Origin of the sequence: Streptomyces sp. GB4-14, assembly GCF_022696125.1 — a bacterium.
Taxonomy (GTDB): Bacteria; Actinomycetota; Actinomycetes; order Streptomycetales; family Streptomycetaceae; genus Streptomyces; species Streptomyces werraensis.
On the sequence record NZ_RZHO01000002.1, the window covers coordinates 2,247,081 to 2,263,182 of the forward strand.

At 72.2% G+C, this 16,102-nt stretch carries 15 protein-coding genes; 9 read left to right on the forward strand and 6 right to left on the reverse strand.

What is annotated here, in order from left to right; all coding sequences use genetic code 11:
- The first annotated feature begins 27 nt into the window (after positions 1 to 27).
- Positions 28 to 648: a Maf family protein gene (locus ELQ39_RS11275; RefSeq protein WP_225626120.1), complete on the forward strand. Its 621-nt coding sequence runs from the start codon at positions 28 to 30 to the stop codon at positions 646 to 648.
- Here the strand turns inward: ELQ39_RS11275 and ELQ39_RS11280 are convergent.
- On the reverse strand, positions 617 to 1,075 hold the full coding sequence (locus tag ELQ39_RS11280; protein ID WP_242591816.1) for a hypothetical protein: 459 nt from the start codon (positions 1,073 to 1,075) through the stop codon (positions 617 to 619). The two genes, ELQ39_RS11275 and ELQ39_RS11280, sit on opposite strands and share 32 nt — an antisense overlap.
- Before the next feature lie 364 nt (positions 1,076 to 1,439).
- Here ELQ39_RS11280 and ELQ39_RS11285 point away from each other — a divergent pair, with 364 nt between their 5' ends.
- Positions 1,440 to 3,212 carry an acetyl/propionyl/methylcrotonyl-CoA carboxylase subunit alpha gene (locus ELQ39_RS11285; RefSeq protein WP_190002338.1) on the forward strand — a complete coding sequence of 591 codons (1,773 nt, stop codon included), beginning with the start codon at positions 1,440 to 1,442 and terminating at the stop codon, positions 3,210 to 3,212.
- 63 nt (positions 3,213 to 3,275) lie between these two features.
- Here ELQ39_RS11285 and ELQ39_RS11290 read toward each other — a convergent pair whose 3' ends face one another.
- Positions 3,276 to 4,241 (reverse strand): DeoR family transcriptional regulator, encoded by a 966-nt coding sequence (locus ELQ39_RS11290; RefSeq protein ID WP_190002337.1) that lies wholly within the window; start codon positions 4,239 to 4,241, stop codon positions 3,276 to 3,278.
- Positions 4,242 to 4,340: 99 nt separating this feature from the next.
- Complete coding sequence (locus tag ELQ39_RS11295) at positions 4,341 to 5,789, reverse strand: NAD(P)H-quinone dehydrogenase (RefSeq protein ID WP_190002336.1); 1,449 nt, start codon at positions 5,787 to 5,789, stop codon at positions 4,341 to 4,343.
- 87 nt (positions 5,790 to 5,876) lie between these two features.
- Here ELQ39_RS11295 and ELQ39_RS11300 point away from each other — a divergent pair, with 87 nt between their 5' ends.
- The 3 genes from ELQ39_RS11300 (at position 5,877) to ELQ39_RS11310 (ending at position 9,496) form a co-directional block, all read left to right on the forward strand.
- A complete protein-coding gene (locus ELQ39_RS11300; protein WP_190002335.1) occupies positions 5,877 to 6,314 on the forward strand; it encodes a gamma-glutamylcyclotransferase in 438 nt (145 codons plus the stop codon).
- 81 nt (positions 6,315 to 6,395) lie between these two features.
- The gene (locus tag ELQ39_RS11305; protein ID WP_048455940.1) at positions 6,396 to 7,220 is read left to right on the forward strand and encodes a purine-nucleoside phosphorylase; all 825 of its coding nucleotides are present in this window, start codon (positions 6,396 to 6,398) and stop codon (positions 7,218 to 7,220) included.
- Positions 7,221 to 7,846: 626 nt separating this feature from the next.
- Positions 7,847 to 9,496, forward strand: coding sequence for a phospho-sugar mutase (locus ELQ39_RS11310; protein WP_242591818.1), 1,650 nt, complete (start codon positions 7,847 to 7,849; stop codon positions 9,494 to 9,496).
- A 91-nt stretch (positions 9,497 to 9,587) separates the two neighbouring features.
- On the opposite strand, the gene ELQ39_RS11315 is transcribed toward ELQ39_RS11310, so the two are convergent.
- On the reverse strand, positions 9,588 to 10,319 hold the full coding sequence (locus tag ELQ39_RS11315; RefSeq protein WP_242591819.1) for a PH domain-containing protein: 732 nt from the start codon (positions 10,317 to 10,319) through the stop codon (positions 9,588 to 9,590).
- A 136-nt stretch (positions 10,320 to 10,455) separates the two neighbouring features.
- On the opposite strand from ELQ39_RS11315, the gene deoC reads away from it, so the two are divergent.
- The 3 genes from deoC to ELQ39_RS11330 are packed head-to-tail and all read left to right on the forward strand — an operon-like array spanning position 10,456 to position 13,776.
- Positions 10,456 to 11,409: a deoxyribose-phosphate aldolase gene (deoC, locus tag ELQ39_RS11320; protein ID WP_242591820.1), complete on the forward strand. Its 954-nt coding sequence runs from the start codon at positions 10,456 to 10,458 to the stop codon at positions 11,407 to 11,409.
- Between the two features lie 5 nt (positions 11,410 to 11,414).
- Complete coding sequence (locus tag ELQ39_RS11325) at positions 11,415 to 12,851, forward strand: aldehyde dehydrogenase family protein (RefSeq protein ID WP_225626110.1); 1,437 nt, start codon at positions 11,415 to 11,417, stop codon at positions 12,849 to 12,851.
- Positions 12,844 to 13,776 (forward strand): aldehyde dehydrogenase family protein, encoded by a 933-nt coding sequence (locus tag ELQ39_RS11330; RefSeq protein WP_242591821.1) that lies wholly within the window; start codon positions 12,844 to 12,846, stop codon positions 13,774 to 13,776. The genes ELQ39_RS11325 and ELQ39_RS11330 overlap by 8 nt, the downstream gene beginning before the upstream one ends.
- Before the next feature lie 86 nt (positions 13,777 to 13,862).
- Here ELQ39_RS11330 and ELQ39_RS11335 read toward each other — a convergent pair whose 3' ends face one another.
- Positions 13,863 to 14,201, reverse strand: coding sequence for a hypothetical protein (locus ELQ39_RS11335; protein WP_242591822.1), 339 nt, complete (start codon positions 14,199 to 14,201; stop codon positions 13,863 to 13,865).
- A 59-nt stretch (positions 14,202 to 14,260) separates the two neighbouring features.
- On the opposite strand from ELQ39_RS11335, the gene ELQ39_RS11340 reads away from it, so the two are divergent.
- Positions 14,261 to 14,965, forward strand: coding sequence for a uridine kinase family protein (locus ELQ39_RS11340; RefSeq protein WP_242591823.1), 705 nt, complete (start codon positions 14,261 to 14,263; stop codon positions 14,963 to 14,965).
- Positions 14,966 to 15,154: 189 nt separating this feature from the next.
- On the opposite strand, the gene ELQ39_RS11345 is transcribed toward ELQ39_RS11340, so the two are convergent.
- Entirely contained in the window at positions 15,155 to 15,892 is a 738-nt protein-coding gene (locus ELQ39_RS11345; RefSeq protein WP_190002327.1) for a SigE family RNA polymerase sigma factor, read from the reverse strand.
- Positions 15,893 to 16,102 lie beyond the last annotated feature (210 nt).

The window sequence follows — 16,102 nt, forward strand, 5'->3', positions numbered from 1 at the left end:
TCCGGAGGACGCCGATACGCTGACCGCATGACAGATCAGCCGCGCCGCCGCCTCGTGCTCGCCTCCCAGTCCCCCGCCCGGCTCGGGCTGCTCCGCCAGGCAGGACTGGCCCCCGAGGTGATCGTCAGCGGCGTCGACGAGGACGCCGTCTCCGCCCCCACCCCCGCCGAGCTGGCGCTGGCGCTGGCCGAGGCGAAGGCGTCCGTGGTCGCGGCGAGGCCCGAGGTGAAGGGCGCGCTGGTGATCGGCTGCGACTCGGTGCTGGAGCTGGACGGCCAGGCCCTCGGCAAGCCGGCGGACGCCGAGGAGGCCACCGCGCGCTGGAAGGCGATGCGGGGCCGCGTGGGGACGCTCCAGACCGGCCACTGCGTCTACGACACCCTCAGCGGCCGCTACGCCTCCGCCACCGCCTCCACGGTGGTCCGTTTCGGCGAACCCTCGGACGAGGAGATCGCGGCCTACGTGGCCTCCGGCGAACCGCTGCACGTGGCGGGGGCGTTCACCCTGGACGGCCGCTCGGCGCCGTTCATCGACGGCATCGACGGCGACCACGGCAACGTGATCGGCATCAGCCTGCCACTGGTCCGGCGCCTGCTGGCCGAGCTGGGCGTCGGCATCACGGAGCTGTGGGCGCCGCGGGAGGACTGACGGGCGCCCCGGCATCGACGGGCTCGGGCCCCTCCGGCCGCCCGTCGTACGTCATCAGGAGCAGCACGATCAGCGCGAGGACGACGACCATGAGGAGGAACGCCGTCCAGCCGATCAGGCCCCACGCGAAGGCGCCGAGCAGCGCGTGCACCACGGCGGCGCTGATCAGCAGCACCTTGCCGAACCCGGCCGGGGCCCGGTCGCGCAGGGCGACCAGCAGGGCCACCAGGCCGCACAGGCCGAAGTAGAGCCCGAAGACCACTCCGCCGGCCTTCGACGACACCGACATCACGTCCGGGTCGAGGCCGGCCAGCGACATGTCCTGGCGGTCGACGACGACCCCCAGGAACCAGTTCACCGCCAGCACTCCCAGCGCCTCGGCGAACAGCACGAGCGCGACGATCCACGCCACCGGTCTGCGGACCACCGGCCCCCACCCACTTTCGAGCACGACTGTGGTTACCCCGAGTATGTTCGGGACGACGCGAAGGCTACTAACGGGTAAACCTAGGTACAAGGGGCGTGCGACGGGCAAAGAATCATTGGGCCATTCGTAGGGACTCCACAAAGAAACGAAGTGGGCCGCAGCACGCTCTCACAGAGACCTTGACCACACGACGAGGCTAGGGTTTCCGGGAGGAGGCCTGCGTACCGAGGTGCGACAAGGGCTTTCGCGGGTCGAGCGAGCCTCGCATCACGCTCCGTGTGGGCAAGCTCACCACTGGGGACGGGTCGAAGTGCCGTGTCGGCAGTCCCTAAACTCGGCTTGTTTCAAGGAGGGAGCCTCAATCGTGCGCAAGGTGCTCATCGCCAACCGTGGCGAAATCGCTGTCCGCGTTGCCCGGGCCTGCCGGGATGCCGGGATCGCGAGCGTTGCCGTCTACGCCGACCCGGACCGGGACGCTCTGCATGTCCGCGCCGCGGATGAGGCGTTCGCCCTGGGCGGTGACACTCCGGCCACCAGTTACCTCGACATCGACAAGGTGCTGAAGGCCGCGCGGGAGTCGGGGGCCGACGCGATCCACCCCGGCTACGGCTTCCTCTCGGAGAACGCCGAATTCGCCCAGGCGGTACTGGACGCGGGCCTGATCTGGATCGGTCCGCCCCCGCAGGCCATCCGCGACCTCGGTGACAAGGTCGCCGCCCGGCACATCGCCCAGCGCGCCGGCGCCCCCCTCGTGGCGGGTACGCCCGACCCGGTGTCCGGCGCGGACGAGGTGGTCGCGTTCGCCGAGGAGCACGGCCTGCCGATCGCCATCAAGGCCGCCTTCGGCGGCGGCGGGCGCGGCCTGAAGGTCGCCCGGACCCTCGAAGAGGTCCCCGAGCTGTACGACTCGGCCGTGCGCGAGGCGGTCGCCGCCTTCGGCCGCGGCGAGTGCTTCGTCGAGCGCTACCTGGACAAGCCCCGGCACGTCGAGACCCAGTGCCTGGCCGACAGCCACGGCAACGTGGTGGTCGTCTCCACCCGTGACTGCTCGCTGCAGCGCCGGCACCAGAAGCTGGTGGAGGAGGCCCCGGCGCCGTTCCTCTCCGACGAGCAGGTCGCGGAGCTCTACCGCGCCTCCAAGGCCATCCTGAAGGAGGCCGGCTACGTCGGCGCGGGCACGGTGGAGTTCCTCGTCGGCAACGACGGCACGATCTCCTTCCTCGAGGTCAACACCCGCCTCCAGGTGGAGCACCCGGTGACCGAGGAGGTCTCCGGCATCGACCTGGTGCGCGAGATGTTCCGCATCGCCGACGGCGAGGAGCTCGGCTACGACGACCCGCCGCTGCGCGGTCACTCCTTCGAGTTCCGCATCAACGGCGAGGACCCGGGCCGGGGCTTCCTGCCCGCCCCCGGCACCGTCACCGCGTTCGCCCCGCCGTCCGGCCCGGGTGTGCGTCTGGACGCGGGTGTGGAGTCCGGCAGTGTGATCGGCCCGGCGTGGGACTCCCTGCTGGCGAAGCTGATCGTCACCGGCGCCACCCGTGAGCAGGCCCTGCAGCGCGCCTCGCGGGCCCTGGAGGAGTTCACGGTGGAGGGCATGGCCACGGCCATCCCGTTCCACCGCGCGGTGGTCAAGGACCCGGCGTTCGCTCCCGAGCTGACCGGCTCCGCCGAGCCCTTCACGGTCCACACCCGCTGGATCGAGACGGAGTTCGTCAACGACATCAAGCCCTTCGCCTCGCCCGTGGACGCGGACGCCGAGGAGGAGGCCGGCCGCGAGACGGTCGTCGTCGAGGTCGGCGGCAAGCGCCTGGAGGTCTCGCTGCCCGCGTCGCTCGGCATGAGCCTGGCGCGCACGGGTCTGGCCGCCGGCGCCAAGCCGAAGCGCCGCGCCGCCCGCAAGTCGGGCCCGGCGGCCTCGGGTGACACCCTTGCCTCCCCGATGCAGGGCACGATCGTCAAGGTCGCGGTGGAGGAGGGCCAGGAGGTGAAGGAGGGCGACCTGGTCGTCGTCCTGGAGGCGATGAAGATGGAGCAGCCCATCAACGCCCACCGCTCCGGCACCGTCAAGGGCCTGAACGCGGAGGTCGGCGCCTCGGTCACGTCCGGCGCGGCGATCTGCGAGATCAAGGACTGACGCTCACGTCACAGCGCCCGGCGCCCTCCCACGGGGGGCGCCGGGCGCTTTCGTGTACGCCGTTCAGCGCCGCCGCATGTCCGCCACCCGGGCGGCCCGCTCGGCGCCCTGCCCCTGGTCGGACGCGGCGCCCAGCGCCACGGCCGTACGCAGTCCGGGGGCCTGTCGCCTCGGGCCGGGCAGCGGGACGTCACGGCGCTGCCGCCCGGACGGCGGGCCGTCACCTCCCGCGCCGCCGTTTCCCCCCGGCGCCCCCGCGACGGCGATCTGCACGCCCTGGTCCGCGAGGGCCTGGAGCTCGGTCGCCGCGCGGTCGTCCTGCGCGGGCGGCTCGTCGGTGACCAGCCGGGTGATGAGGTCCGTGGGCACCGTCTGGAACATGGTGTCCGTGCCGAGCTTGGTGTGGTCGGCGAGGACCACCACCTCGGCGGCGGCCTGCACCAGCGCCCGGTCGACGGACGCCGACAGCATGTTGGACGTGGACAGCCCGCGCTCGGCGGTCAGGCCGCTGCCCGAGAGGAACGCCCGGGACACCCGCAGCCCCTGCAGGGACTGCTCGGCGCCGCTGCCGACGAGGGCGTAGTTGGAGCCGCGCAGCGTGCCGCCGGTCATCACGACCTCGACCCGGTTGGCGTGGGCGAGCGCCTGGGCGACCAGCAGGGAGTTGGTGACGACCGTCAGCCCGGGCACCCGGGCGAGCCGGCGGGCCAGCTCCTGTGTGGTGGTGCCCGCGCCGACCACGATGGCCTCGCCCTCCTCCACGAGGTTCGCGGCGAGGTCGGCGATGGCGGTCTTCTCGGCGGTGGCGAGGTGCGACTTCTGCGGGAAGCCGGACTCGCGTGTGAAACCGCCCGGCAGCACCGCACCGCCGTGCCGTCGGTCGAGGAGTCCTTCTGCCTCCAGCGCGCGCACGTCCCGCCGTACGGTCACTTCGGAGGTCTGGACGACGCGGGCGAGTTCACGGAGCGACACGGCTCCGTTCGCTCGCACCATTTCGAGGATCAATTGGCGACGTTCTGCAGCGAACACGAAACTGACAGTAACGCCGACGACCGTCTGCTTTCAGCAGTTTGCGCTGAATAGCAGAAGTTGTTCGCACGGCCCCACGGCAAGTGGTATAGGGCCGGGTCAGGCCTCGGCGCCCGCCTTCCGCGTGTGCAGCTGCCGCGCCACCTCGGCGATCGAGCCCGACAGCGACGGATACACGGTGAAGGCGTTCGCGATCTGTTCGACGGTCAGGTTGTTGTCGACCGCGATCGAGATGGGGTGGATGAGTTCCGAGGCGCGCGGCGCCACGACGACGCCGCCGACGACGATGCCGGTACCGGGGCGGCAGAAGATCTTGACGAAGCCGTCGCGGATGCCCTGCATCTTGGCGCGCGGGTTGCGCAGCAGCGGCAGCTTCACCACACGCGCGTCGATCTTCCCGCCGTCCACGTCTGCCTGCGAGTAGCCGACGGTGGCGATCTCGGGGTCGGTGAAGACGTTCGACGACACCGTCTTCAGATTCAGCGGGGCGACCGCGTCGCCGAGGAAGTGGTACATGGCGATCCGCCCCTGCATGGCGGCCACCGAGGCGAGGGCGAAGACACCGGTGACGTCACCGGCCGCGTACACACCCGGAGCGGTGGTCCGCGAGACCTTGTCGGTCCAGATGTGCCCCGAGTCGCGCAGCCGCACGCCGGCCTCCTCCAGGCCCATGCCCTCGGAGTTCGGGATGGCGCCGACGGCCATCAGACAGTGCGTGCCGGTGATGACCCGGCCGTCCGCGAGTGTGACCTCGACCCGGTCCCCGACCCGCTTGGCGGACTGGGCGCGCGACCGCGCCATGACGTTCATGCCGCGCCGCCGGAAGACGTCCTCCAGCACGGCGGCGGCGTCCGGGTCCTCACCGGGGAGCACGCGGTCGCGCGAGGACACGAGCGTGACGCGGGAGCCGAGGGCCTGGTAGGCGCCGGCGAACTCGGCGCCGGTGACGCCGGAACCGACCACGATGAGTTCCTCGGGGAGCTCGTCCAGGTCGTACACCTGGGTCCAGTTCAGGATGCGCTCACCGTCGGGCCGGGCATCGGGCAGCTCACGGGGATGACCGCCGGTCGCGATGAGCACGGCGTCCGCGGTCAGCGTCTCCTCGGACCCGTCGGCAGCGGTGACGACGACCTTGCGCGACCCGTCGAGCGCCTGCATCCCTTCGAGCCGCCCGCGCCCACGCATGACACGCGCACCGGCCCGGGTGACCGAGGCGGTGATGTCGTGCGACTGGGCCAGCGCGAGCCGCTTCACACGCCGGTTGACCTTCCCGAGGTCGACGCCGACCACCCGGGCGGCCTGCTCCATGGGCGGGGTGTCGTCGGCGACGATGATCCCCAGCTCCTCGTAGGAGGAGTCGAAGGTGGTCATCACCTCGGCCGTGGCGATCAGGGTCTTGGACGGCACGCAGTCGGTCAGCACCGACGCCCCGCCCAGGCCGTCGCAGTCGACGACGGTCACCTCCGCGCCGAGCTGTGCGGCGACCAGCGCCGCTTCGTATCCGCCGGGTCCGCCACCGATGATCACGATCCGAGTCACGTACTCCATTGTCCCGCACACTTCACCGTGCGCCCGCCCGGGGGTGCGTCGCCCGAGCCACGACCGTCCCGGCACCCCCTGCCGTACCCTTCCCCCATGTCGCTCTACGCCGCTTATGCCGGCAACCTCGACGCCCGGCTGATGTCCCGCCGCGCCCCGCACTCACCGCTGCGGGCCACCGGCTGGCTCAACGGCTGGCGGCTGACGTTCGGGGGCGAGCACATGGGCTGGGAAGGCGCACTCGCGACCCTGGTCGAGGACCCGCTCTCCCAGGTCTTCGTCTCCCTCTACGACATCGCGCCCATGGACGAGGAGTCCCTGGACCGCTGGGAGGGCACCGGCCTGGACATCTACCGCCGCACCCGGGTCCGCGTGCACACCCTGGACGGCGAGGAGCAGGCCTGGACGTACGTCCTGAACTCCTACGAGGGCGGCCTGCCCTCCGCCCGCTACCTGGGCGAGATCGCCGACGCGGCGGAGTCCGCGGGGGCGCCCCACGACTACGTGATGGAGCTCCGTAAGCGCCCCTGCTGACGGAAACGACAAGACAACGATCGCCATCCCGTCACCTCCCACATCTACGCGCGTAGGCGAATTGCGGCTACCCTCGTCGACGTGAACGCTTCTCTTCTTCCGGACGACATCCAGGGCGACCCGTACGCCGCAGCCGACGCCGCCGCAGCCCGACTGCGCGAACTCACAGGCGCCGAGACCCACGACGTCGCCCTCGTGATGGGCTCCGGGTGGGCCCCGGCCGCGGACGCGCTCGGCACCCCCGAGGCCGAGCACCCGGTCACCGAGCTGCCCGGTTTCCCGCCGCCGGCGGTCGAGGGCCACGGAGGCAAGATCCGCTCCTACCGCATCGGGCAGAAGCGAGCCCTGGTCTTCCTGGGCCGCACCCACTACTACGAGGGCCGCGGGGTGGCCGCCGTCGCGCACGGCGTCCGCACGGCGGTCGCGGCGGGCGCGAAGACGATCGTGCTGACCAACGGCTGCGGCGGCCTGCGCGAAGGGATGCGCCCCGGGCAGCCGGTCCTGATCAGCGACCACATCAACCTGACGGCGACGTCGCCGATCGTCGGCGCGAACTTCGTCGACCTCACCGACCTGTACTCCCCGCGCCTGCGCGCGCTGTGCAAGGAGATCGACCCCTCCCTCGAGGAGGGCGTCTACGCCCAGTTCCCCGGCCCGCACTACGAGACGCCCGCGGAGATCCGCATGGCCCGCGTCATCGGGGCGGACCTCGTGGGCATGTCCACGGTCCTGGAGGCCATCGCCGCGCGTGAGGCGGGCGCCGAGGTCCTGGGCATCTCCCTGGTGACCAACCTCGCCGCCGGCATGACCGGCGAACCGCTGAACCACGAGGAGGTCCTCCAGGCGGGCCGCGACAGCGCGACCCGCATGGGCGCGCTGCTCACTCAGGTGCTGGGGCGTTTGTAACCCCCTCCTTCACAGCGGGGCTGTACACCTGGGGGCCGTGGGTGCCTTCGGAGCGGTGGGCTTCAGTGACACCCGGAGTGGGTGCGGGCCGGGGGGAGTTCGCGCAGCCCAGCGCTCACGCGGTGCCGCCGCGCCCACCCGTGCCGCCCCAGCGGCACGAATGCCCGCGGTTGGCGGCAGCTTGGCGCGCCCGCGGGTGGCGGGGACTCCTCCCGCCGTCCCCAGGTGCGGGGCTGGGCGCACCGCGTCGATGGGGGTAGCCGCGTATGGCGAGTGAGGAACCCGGCGTGGGCGGAATTGAGCCGCCCGCGGCGGGGAGGGGACGGGGTGGGGGCGGGCGCCCGCAGCGGCTGGCGCGTCCACACCCCGCACCTCTCCAGCCGGCACTCTCGCGCCAGACCGAGGACGCCCGCCCCCACCCCGGCCCCGCACCACCCACCCGCCATGGGCGCCACATCAACCCCCACCGGACAGAACCCTGCGCCGCAGGCGTCAGACCCCAGCCCCCTCCGGGCGCCGCAGGCACACGACCCCAGCCCCCACCGGGCGGACCCCGTGCCCCAGGCACGGCACCCCCTGCCCCATGCGAACCTGACACCACACCGACCGAGAGAGGCCGACCGACCGTGGCAGACGACGCGCTCATCGCACAGGCCCAGGCATGGCTCGCCGAGGACCCCGACCCGGACACCCGCGAGGAACTCGCCCGCCTCATCGACGACGGCGATCACGCCGAACTGACCGCCCGCTTCGCCGGCACCCTCCAGTTCGGCACCGCCGGCCTCCGCGGCGAACTCGGCGCCGGCCCCCTCCGCATGAACCGCTCCGTGGTCATCCGCGCCGCCGCCGGCCTCGCCGCGTACCTCAAGAAGCAGGGGACCCCCCACGGGACCGACACGGCCGGCCTCGTCGTCATCGGCTACGACGCCCGCCACAAGTCGCGGACCTTCGCCGAGGACACCGCCGCCGTCATGACCGGCGCCGGCCTCCGCGCCGCCGTCCTCCCCCGCCCCCTCCCCACGCCGGTCCTGGCGTTCGCCATAAGGCACCTCGGCGCGGTCGCCGGCGTGGAGGTCACCGCCAGCCACAACCCGCCCCGCGACAACGGCTACAAGGTGTACCTGGGCGACGGCTCCCAGATCGTCCCCCCGGCGGACGCGGAGATCGCCGCGGAGATCGACGCCGTGGCGTCGCTCACCACCGTCCCCCGCCCCACCACCGGCTGGGACACCCTCGACGACGCCGTCCTGGACGCCTACCTCGCCCGCACGGACGCGGTCCTGTCCAAGGACTCCCCCCGCACCGCCCGCACGGTCTACACGGCGATGCACGGCGTGGGCAAGGACGTCCTCCTGGCCGCCTTCGCCCGCGCGGGCTTCCCCGCCCCCGACCTCGTGGCGGAGCAGGCCGACCCCGACCCGGACTTCCCGACCGTCGCGTTCCCCAACCCTGAGGAGCCCGGCGCGATGGACCTGGCCTTCGCGAAGGCCCGCGAGACGAACCCCGACCTGGTCATCGCCAACGACCCCGACGCCGACCGCTGCGCCGCCGCCGTGAAGGACGGCGACGACTGGCGCATGCTCCGCGGCGACGAGGTCGGCGCGCTCCTCGCCGCCCACCTGGTCCGCCGCGGCGCGACCGGCACGTTCGCGGAGTCGATCGTTTCCTCGTCCCTCCTCGGCCGTATCGCCGAGAAGGCGGGCCTGCCGTACGAGGAGACCCTGACCGGTTTCAAGTGGATCGCCCGCGTCGAGGGCCTGCGCTACGGCTACGAGGAAGCCCTCGGCTACTGCGTGGACCCGGACGGCGTACGCGACAAGGACGGCATCACGGCGGCCCTCCTCCTCACGGAGCTGGCGTCCGAACTCAAGGCGGAGGGCCGCACTCTCCTGGACCTCCTCGACGACCTCGCCGTGGAGCACGGCCTGCACGCGACGGACCAGCTCAGCGTCCGCGTGAAGGACCTGGGCCTGATCGCCTCCGCGATGCGCCGCCTGCGCGAGCAGCCGCCCACGGAGCTGGCGGGCCTGCGCATCACCAAGGCCGAGGACCTGACCGAGGGCACGGACAAGCTCCCGCCCACGGACGGCCTGCGCTACACGCTGGACGGCGCACGGGTCGTCGTCCGCCCCAGCGGCACGGAGCCGAAGCTGAAGTGCTACCTGGAGGTGGTGATCCCGGTCGCCACCGGCGCGGACCTCCCCGAGGCCCGCGCCAAGGCGACGGCCCTCCTGACCGCCGTCAAGCGGGACCTGTCCGAAGCCGCGGGCATCTGAAAAAAGGGGGGCGGCCCGAAAGGACCGCCCCCGCCGCAGCTCACTGCTGACAGCTCACAGCTCACCCGACCGGCCCCTCAGCCCAGCCCCCTCAGCCCAGCCCCCACAGCACACCCAGCAGCACAGCCCCCGCCACAGCGGGGGCGATGATCTCGTAGGCCCACCGCACGGTGACCTCCCCCTGCGTCCCCGGCTCCCCCTGCCGCCGCTCGTGCAGCTCACGCAGCTCGTCCATGGCCTGGTCCGTCTCGGCCCGACGCGGCCCGCCCGCCACGGCCGCGTCCGTCCCCAGGTCAGCGGCGCCCACCACGCCTCCGGGCACGGCGGCCCCCGCACGGCCGCGCCCCGACCCGCCCTGCCCGGCACGGGCGGCGGCACGCGCGGCCCGCGCGTCCTGCCGTGCCGCCCTGCTGCGGGCCCGTACGGAGACGGGAAGCGCCCAGAGCTGGTACGTGGTGCCGGAGTCGTCGACGACCTCGTTGGAGAACCCGGACCGCAGCGAGGCGACCTGTCCCCACGGCAGCACGATCAGCCGCAGCGGGTTGCGGATGCGCAGCCGGTCGTCGTTGACGAAGACGGCGGGCCGCAGGGTGTAGGCGAACACCACGGGCATGAGGAAGAGCATGGTGGCGAGGGCGAGCCAGGGGGTGCGGCCCTCGCCGACGACGACCGCGTCGATGCCGAGCCAGGCGACGATGGCGAGCACCAGCACGCCTCCGACAACGCCTGCGGGCGAGCGGTAGACGCGGTCCTTGTACGGGGTCGTCGCGGTCCCGGCGGGCTTCGTGGGCTCCGGCTCGCGCGACGGGTCGGGGGTCGTCATGCCCCCGATTCTGCACGACCCCCGCCCCGGACCCGAAGGCCGCTCACCTCGCCCCCTCCGCCACAGGCACCCCAGCCCCGGATCCGTTCCGGGGCTGTACAGCCGCTACGCGCGTAGATATGCTCGTCTGGTGACCATGCCCACCACTGCACCCCACGCTCTGAGCGACGTCACCGCGTCCGACAGCACGCTGCGCCGTTTCCTCCACGGGCTGCCCGGCGTCGACGCGGTCGGCCTGGAGGCGCGTGCCGCCTCCCTCGGCACCCGCTCGATCAAGACGACCGCGAAGGCGTACGCCATCGACCTCGCCATCTCGATGGTCGACCTGACGACGCTGGAAGGCGCGGACACCCCGGGCAAGGTCCGGGCGCTCGGCGCGAAGGCGGTCCGCCCCGACCCGACCGACCGCACGACGCCCGCCACCGCCGCGGTCTGCGTCTACCCCGACATGGTGGCCACGGCGAAGAAGGCCGTCGCCGGCTCGTCCGTCAAGGTCGCCTCGGTCGCCACCGCGTTCCCGGCCGGCCGCGCCCCGATCGCCGTGAAGCTGGCGGACGTCCGCGAGGCCGTCGCCGCCGGTGCGGACGAGATCGACATGGTCATCGACCGCGGCGCGTTCCTCGCGGGGAACTACATGAAGGTCTACGACGAGATCACCGCCGTGAAGGAGGCCTGCGGGACGGACGCCCGCCTGAAGGTCATCTTCGAGACGGGCGAGCTGTCGACGTACGACAACATCCGCAGGGCGAGCTGGCTCGGCATGCTGGCCGGGGCGGACTTCATCAAGACCTCGACGGGCAAGGTCGCGGTGAATGCGACCCCGGCGAACACCCTCCTGATGCTGGAGGCGGTGCGCGACTTCCGCGCGCAGACCGGGATCCAGGTCGGTGTGAAGCCCGCCGGCGGCATCCGCACCAGCAAGGACGCGATCAAGTTCCTGGTCCTGGTCAACGAGACCGCGGGCGAGGACTGGCTGGACAACCACTGGTTCCGCTTCGGCGCCTCCTCGCTGCTGAACGACCTGCTGCTGCAGCGTCAGAAGCTGGCCACCGGCCGCTACTCCGGCCCCGACTACGTGACGGTGGACTGATCACCATGGCACCTGTTTTCGACTACGCCCCGGCGCCCGAGTCCCGCTCGGTCGTCGACATCGCCCCGTCCTACGGCCTCTTCATCGACGGCGAGTTCACCGAGGCGGCCGGCGGCAAGGTCTTCAAGACCGTCTCCCCCTCCTCCGAGGAGGTCCTGTCCGAGGTCGCGGAGGCGTCCGAGGAGGACGTCGACCGCGCGGTGCGGGCGGCCCGCAAGGCCTTCGAGAAGTGGTCCGCGCTGCCGGGCTCCGAGCGCGCGAAGTACCTCTTCCGCATCGCCCGCATCATCCAGGAGCGCAGCCGCGAGCTGGCCGTCCTGGAGACCCTGGACAACGGCAAGCCGATCAGGGAGACCCGCGACGCGGACCTCCCGCTGGTCGCCGCGCACTTCTTCTACTACGCGGGCTGGGCCGACAAGCTGGAGCACGCGGGCTACGGCGCGAACCCGCGCCCGCTCGGCGTCGCCGGCCAGGTCATCCCCTGGAACTTCCCGCTGCTGATGCTCGCGTGGAAGATCGCCCCGGCCCTCGCGACCGGCAACACGGTGGTGCTGAAGCCCGCCGAGACGACCCCGCTGTCCGCCCTCTTCTTCGCGGACATCTGCCGCCAGGCCGGTCTGCCCAAGGGCGTCGTGAACATCGTCACCGGCGACGGCCGCGCCGGGGCCGCGCTGGTCGCCCACCCCGACGTGAACAAGGTCGCCTTCACCGGTTCCACCGCCGTCGGCAAGGAGATCGCGCGCACGGTCGCGGGCACCCGCAAGAAGCTGACGCTGGAACTGGGCGGCAAGGGCGCCAACATCGTCTTCGACGACGCCCCGATCGACCAGGCCGTCGAGGGCATCGTCAACGGCATCTTCTTCAACCAGGGCCAGGTCTGCTGCGCGGGCTCGCGCCTGCTGGTCCAGGAGTCGATCCACGACGAGCTCCTTGACTCCCTGAAGCGCCGGCTGTCCACGCTGCGCCTCGGCGACCCGCTGGACAAGAACACCGACATCGGCGCCATCAACTCCGCGGAGCAGCTGGCCCGGATCACCGCGCTGGCCGAGCAGGGCGAGGCGGAGGGCGCCGAGCGCTGGTCCCCGGCCTGCGAACTGCCGGAGAGCGGCTACTGGTTCGCCCCGACGCTGTTCACGAACGTCACCCAGGCGCACACGATCGCCCGCGACGAGATCTTCGGCCCGGTCCTGTCCGTCCTGACGTTCCGCACGCCGGACGAGGCGGTCGCCAAGGCCAACAACACCCCGTACGGCCTGTCGGCGGGCATCTGGACCGAGAAGGGCTCGCGGATCCTGGCGGTGGCGAACAAGCTCCGCGCGGGCGTGATCTGGTCCAACACGTTCAACAAGTTCGACCCGACCTCGCCGTTCGGCGGTTACAAGGAGTCGGGCTTCGGCCGCGAGGGCGGCCGCCACGGCCTGGAGGCGTACCTCGATGTCTGACAAGCCCGAGAAGACCGAGAAGATCGACAAGTCCGAGCGGACCGAGCGCCTCTCCGTCTTCAAGACCTACAAGCTGTACGTCGGCGGGAAGTTCCCGCGTTCCGAGAGCGGCCGGGTGTACGAGGTGACTGACGCCAAGGGCAAGTGGCTGGCCAACGCACCGCAGTCGTCCCGCAAGGACGCCCGTGACGCGGTGGTCGCGGCCCGCAAGGCGTTCGGCGCCTGGTCCGGCGCGACGGCGTACAACCGCGGCCAGATCCTGTACCGGATCGCGGAGATGCTGGAGGGCCGCCGGGACCAGTACGTCCGGGAGGTCGGCGAGGCCGAGGGCCTGTCGAGGTCCAAGGCGGCGGCGCAGGTGGACGCGGCGATCGACCGCTGGGTCTGGTACGCCGGCTGGACCGACAAGATCGCCCAGGTGGTGGGCGGCGGCAACCCGGTCGCGGGCCCGTTCTTCAACCTGTCCTCCCCGGAGCCGACCGGCGTGGTGGCCGTGCTCGCGCCGCAGGAGTCGTCGTTCCTGGGCCTGGTGTCGGTGGTCGCGCCGGTCGTCGCGACGGGCAACACGGCGGTCGTGATCGCGTCGGAGAAGGCGCCGCTGCCCGCCCTCTCCCTCGGCGAGGTGCTGGCCACCTCCGACCTGCCCGGCGGTGTGGTCAACATCCTCTCCGGCCGTACGGCGGAGATCGCCGCGCCGCTCGCCGCGCACCAGGATGTCAACGCGATCGACCTCGCGGGCGCCGACGAGGTGCTGGCGAAGGAGCTGGAGATCGCGGCCGCGGACAACCTGAAGCGCGTTCTCCGTCCACAGCCTGTGGACAACTGGACGGCAGCGCCCGGCACGGAGCGCATGACGGCCTTCCTGGAGACCAAGACGGTCTGGCACCCGACGGGTTCGCTGGGCGCGTCCGGCTCCTCCTACTGAGCCGTACGCCGGCCCCTGCAGCGGGAGCGCCGTGCCCCTCCTCCGTCCGGGAGGGGCACGGCGCTCCGCCGTGTCGTACGCGCCCGTCAGCGCCTCAGCGTGTCGGTCACCGCGCCCACCCCGGGGATGGAGCCGACCGACTCCGCCTGGGCGACCGGGCCGGTCACCTCGCGCGAGTCCACCGCGCGGAAGTCGGCGACCTGCGTGCCGGCGCCGTTGTCGAGCGGGTCCACGCCCGTGCCGGCGAGCGGGTTGGGCTTGAGGTCCGCGACCGTTCCGACGACCTGGCCGGCGTCGTCGGGCAGCACCTGCGCCTGAGCGGCGGACGCGGTCGCCGCCGCGACGCCGAGCGCCGCTCCCGCCGTCGCGAGTACGGCCATGGAGCGCCGGACGACGGGCGTCCTGGGTGCCTTGTGTCGGGCCATCACTGTGCCACCTTCTGACTTCACAGGGTCAACGGTCGGACGCGCAGCGTAGTTGAGATGTGAGCCGCGCTTCAAAGTCGCCCCTACGGGTCGTACGCCACCCGCGCGATGCCTCACACTGGTGTCCCGTGAGTTCCCAGTCGCCCATATCCGCGCGAGTCGTGCTGCTCTGCGGCCCCTCCGGCTCCGGCAAGTCCCTCGTCTCGGCCCGCTCCGGCCTTCCGGTGCTGCGCCTGGACGACTTCTACAAGGAGGGCGACGACCCGACGCTGCCGCTGGTGGCGGGCACCTCCGACATCGACTGGGACGACCCCGCCTCCTGGGACGCGGACACCGCGGTCGCCGCGATCGAGCGGCTGTGCAGGACGCGCACGGCGCAGGTCCCGGTGTACGACATCTCGCTGAGCGCCCGCACCGGCGAGACGACCGTGGACATCGGCGGGACACCGCTGTTCATCGCCGAGGGGATCTTCGCCGCGGAGATCGTGGACCGCTGCCGCGAACTGGGGCTGCTGGCCGACGCGCTGTGCCTGAGCCGCGGTCCGGTGCGGACGTTCCGGCGCCGTTTCCTGCGGGACCTGAAGGAGGGCCGCAAATCGGTGCCGTTCCTGCTGCGGCGCGGCTGGCGGCTGATGCGTCTCGAGCGGTCGATCGTCGCCCGTCAGACGGCGCTGGGCGCGTACGCCTGCGACCGTGAGGAGGCGCTGAGCCGCCTGGCCGCGGCGGCGGTCGCCGGACGGCCGGCGCCGACGAGCGCGCCGTGACGGCACGAAAAAGCGGGACCGCGTGACGGGCCCCCCGGCCCCGCGCAGTCCCGCTGTTTCCGCACCCCCCGTGGTGCTCCCCCTCCTTGTTCCCCCGTGCTCCCCCGTTTCCCCCGGGTTCCCCCGATCCCCGTTCACCGCGCGGACGCCCCCCGACGCCCTGGCAGCTCCCCCGGTTTCCCCCGACCCTCAGGCGACGAGCTCCCCGAAGGCGTTCTCCTCGTCACGGCCGAAGCTGAGGACCTCGTCCTCGCGCAGCCGGCGGAGGGACCGCCAGATGCTGGACTTCACCGTGCCGACACTGATGTTGAGGATGTCCGCGATCTCCGGGTCCGTGCGGCCCTCGTAGTAGCGCAGGACCAGCATGGTGCGCTGGAGTTCGGGCAGCCGGGCCAGCGCCTGCCACAGGACCGCGCGCAGCTCGGTGCCGCGCATCGCGTCCGTGTCGCCGGCCGTCTCCGGCAGCTCCTCGGTCGGGTACTCGTTCAGCTTGCGGCGGCGCCACGCGCTGATGTGCAGGTTGGTCATGGTGCGGCGGAGGTATCCGCCGACCGCCGCCTTGTCGCTGATCCGGTCCCACGCCCGGTAGGTCGAGAACAGCGCGCTCTGCAGCAGGTCCTCGGCCTCGAAACGGTCGCCGGTCAGGTGGTAGGCGGTGGCGTACAGGGAGGCGCGGCGCTCCTGGACGTAGGCGGTGAACTCCGCCTCGCTCACCGAGCGACGCTCCCCCGGTTCCTCCCTGTACGCGCTTCCCCCGTCGGTGTCCCCCGTGGACGTGTCAACCACCGTCATGATCACGGTGTGCTGACGCCCGGCGCCGCGAGCGCACCCCCGCATGCCCGCGGCGCCGGACTTCTCGGAACCCCGGTGCACGTCGTGCAGACGCGTGACAACTGCGCTGGTGCTGGTGCCGTGCAGCGTGTTCATCTCGCGCCCCCCGTCGTGGACTTCCGGTGTTCTCGCCTGCGGTTGTGCTGTGCCGAAAAGCTTGCCGCGCCACTTTCATGGCCGTGTCCGCCGACTGTCACAGACGTGTCACAGGGGCAGGCCACCGTGACCGCACACTTCCTTCACAGCTCGGCGGGCACGAAGCGGCACGTATCCGGGCCCAAGGGGCACCCGACGCGCACGGGTCGA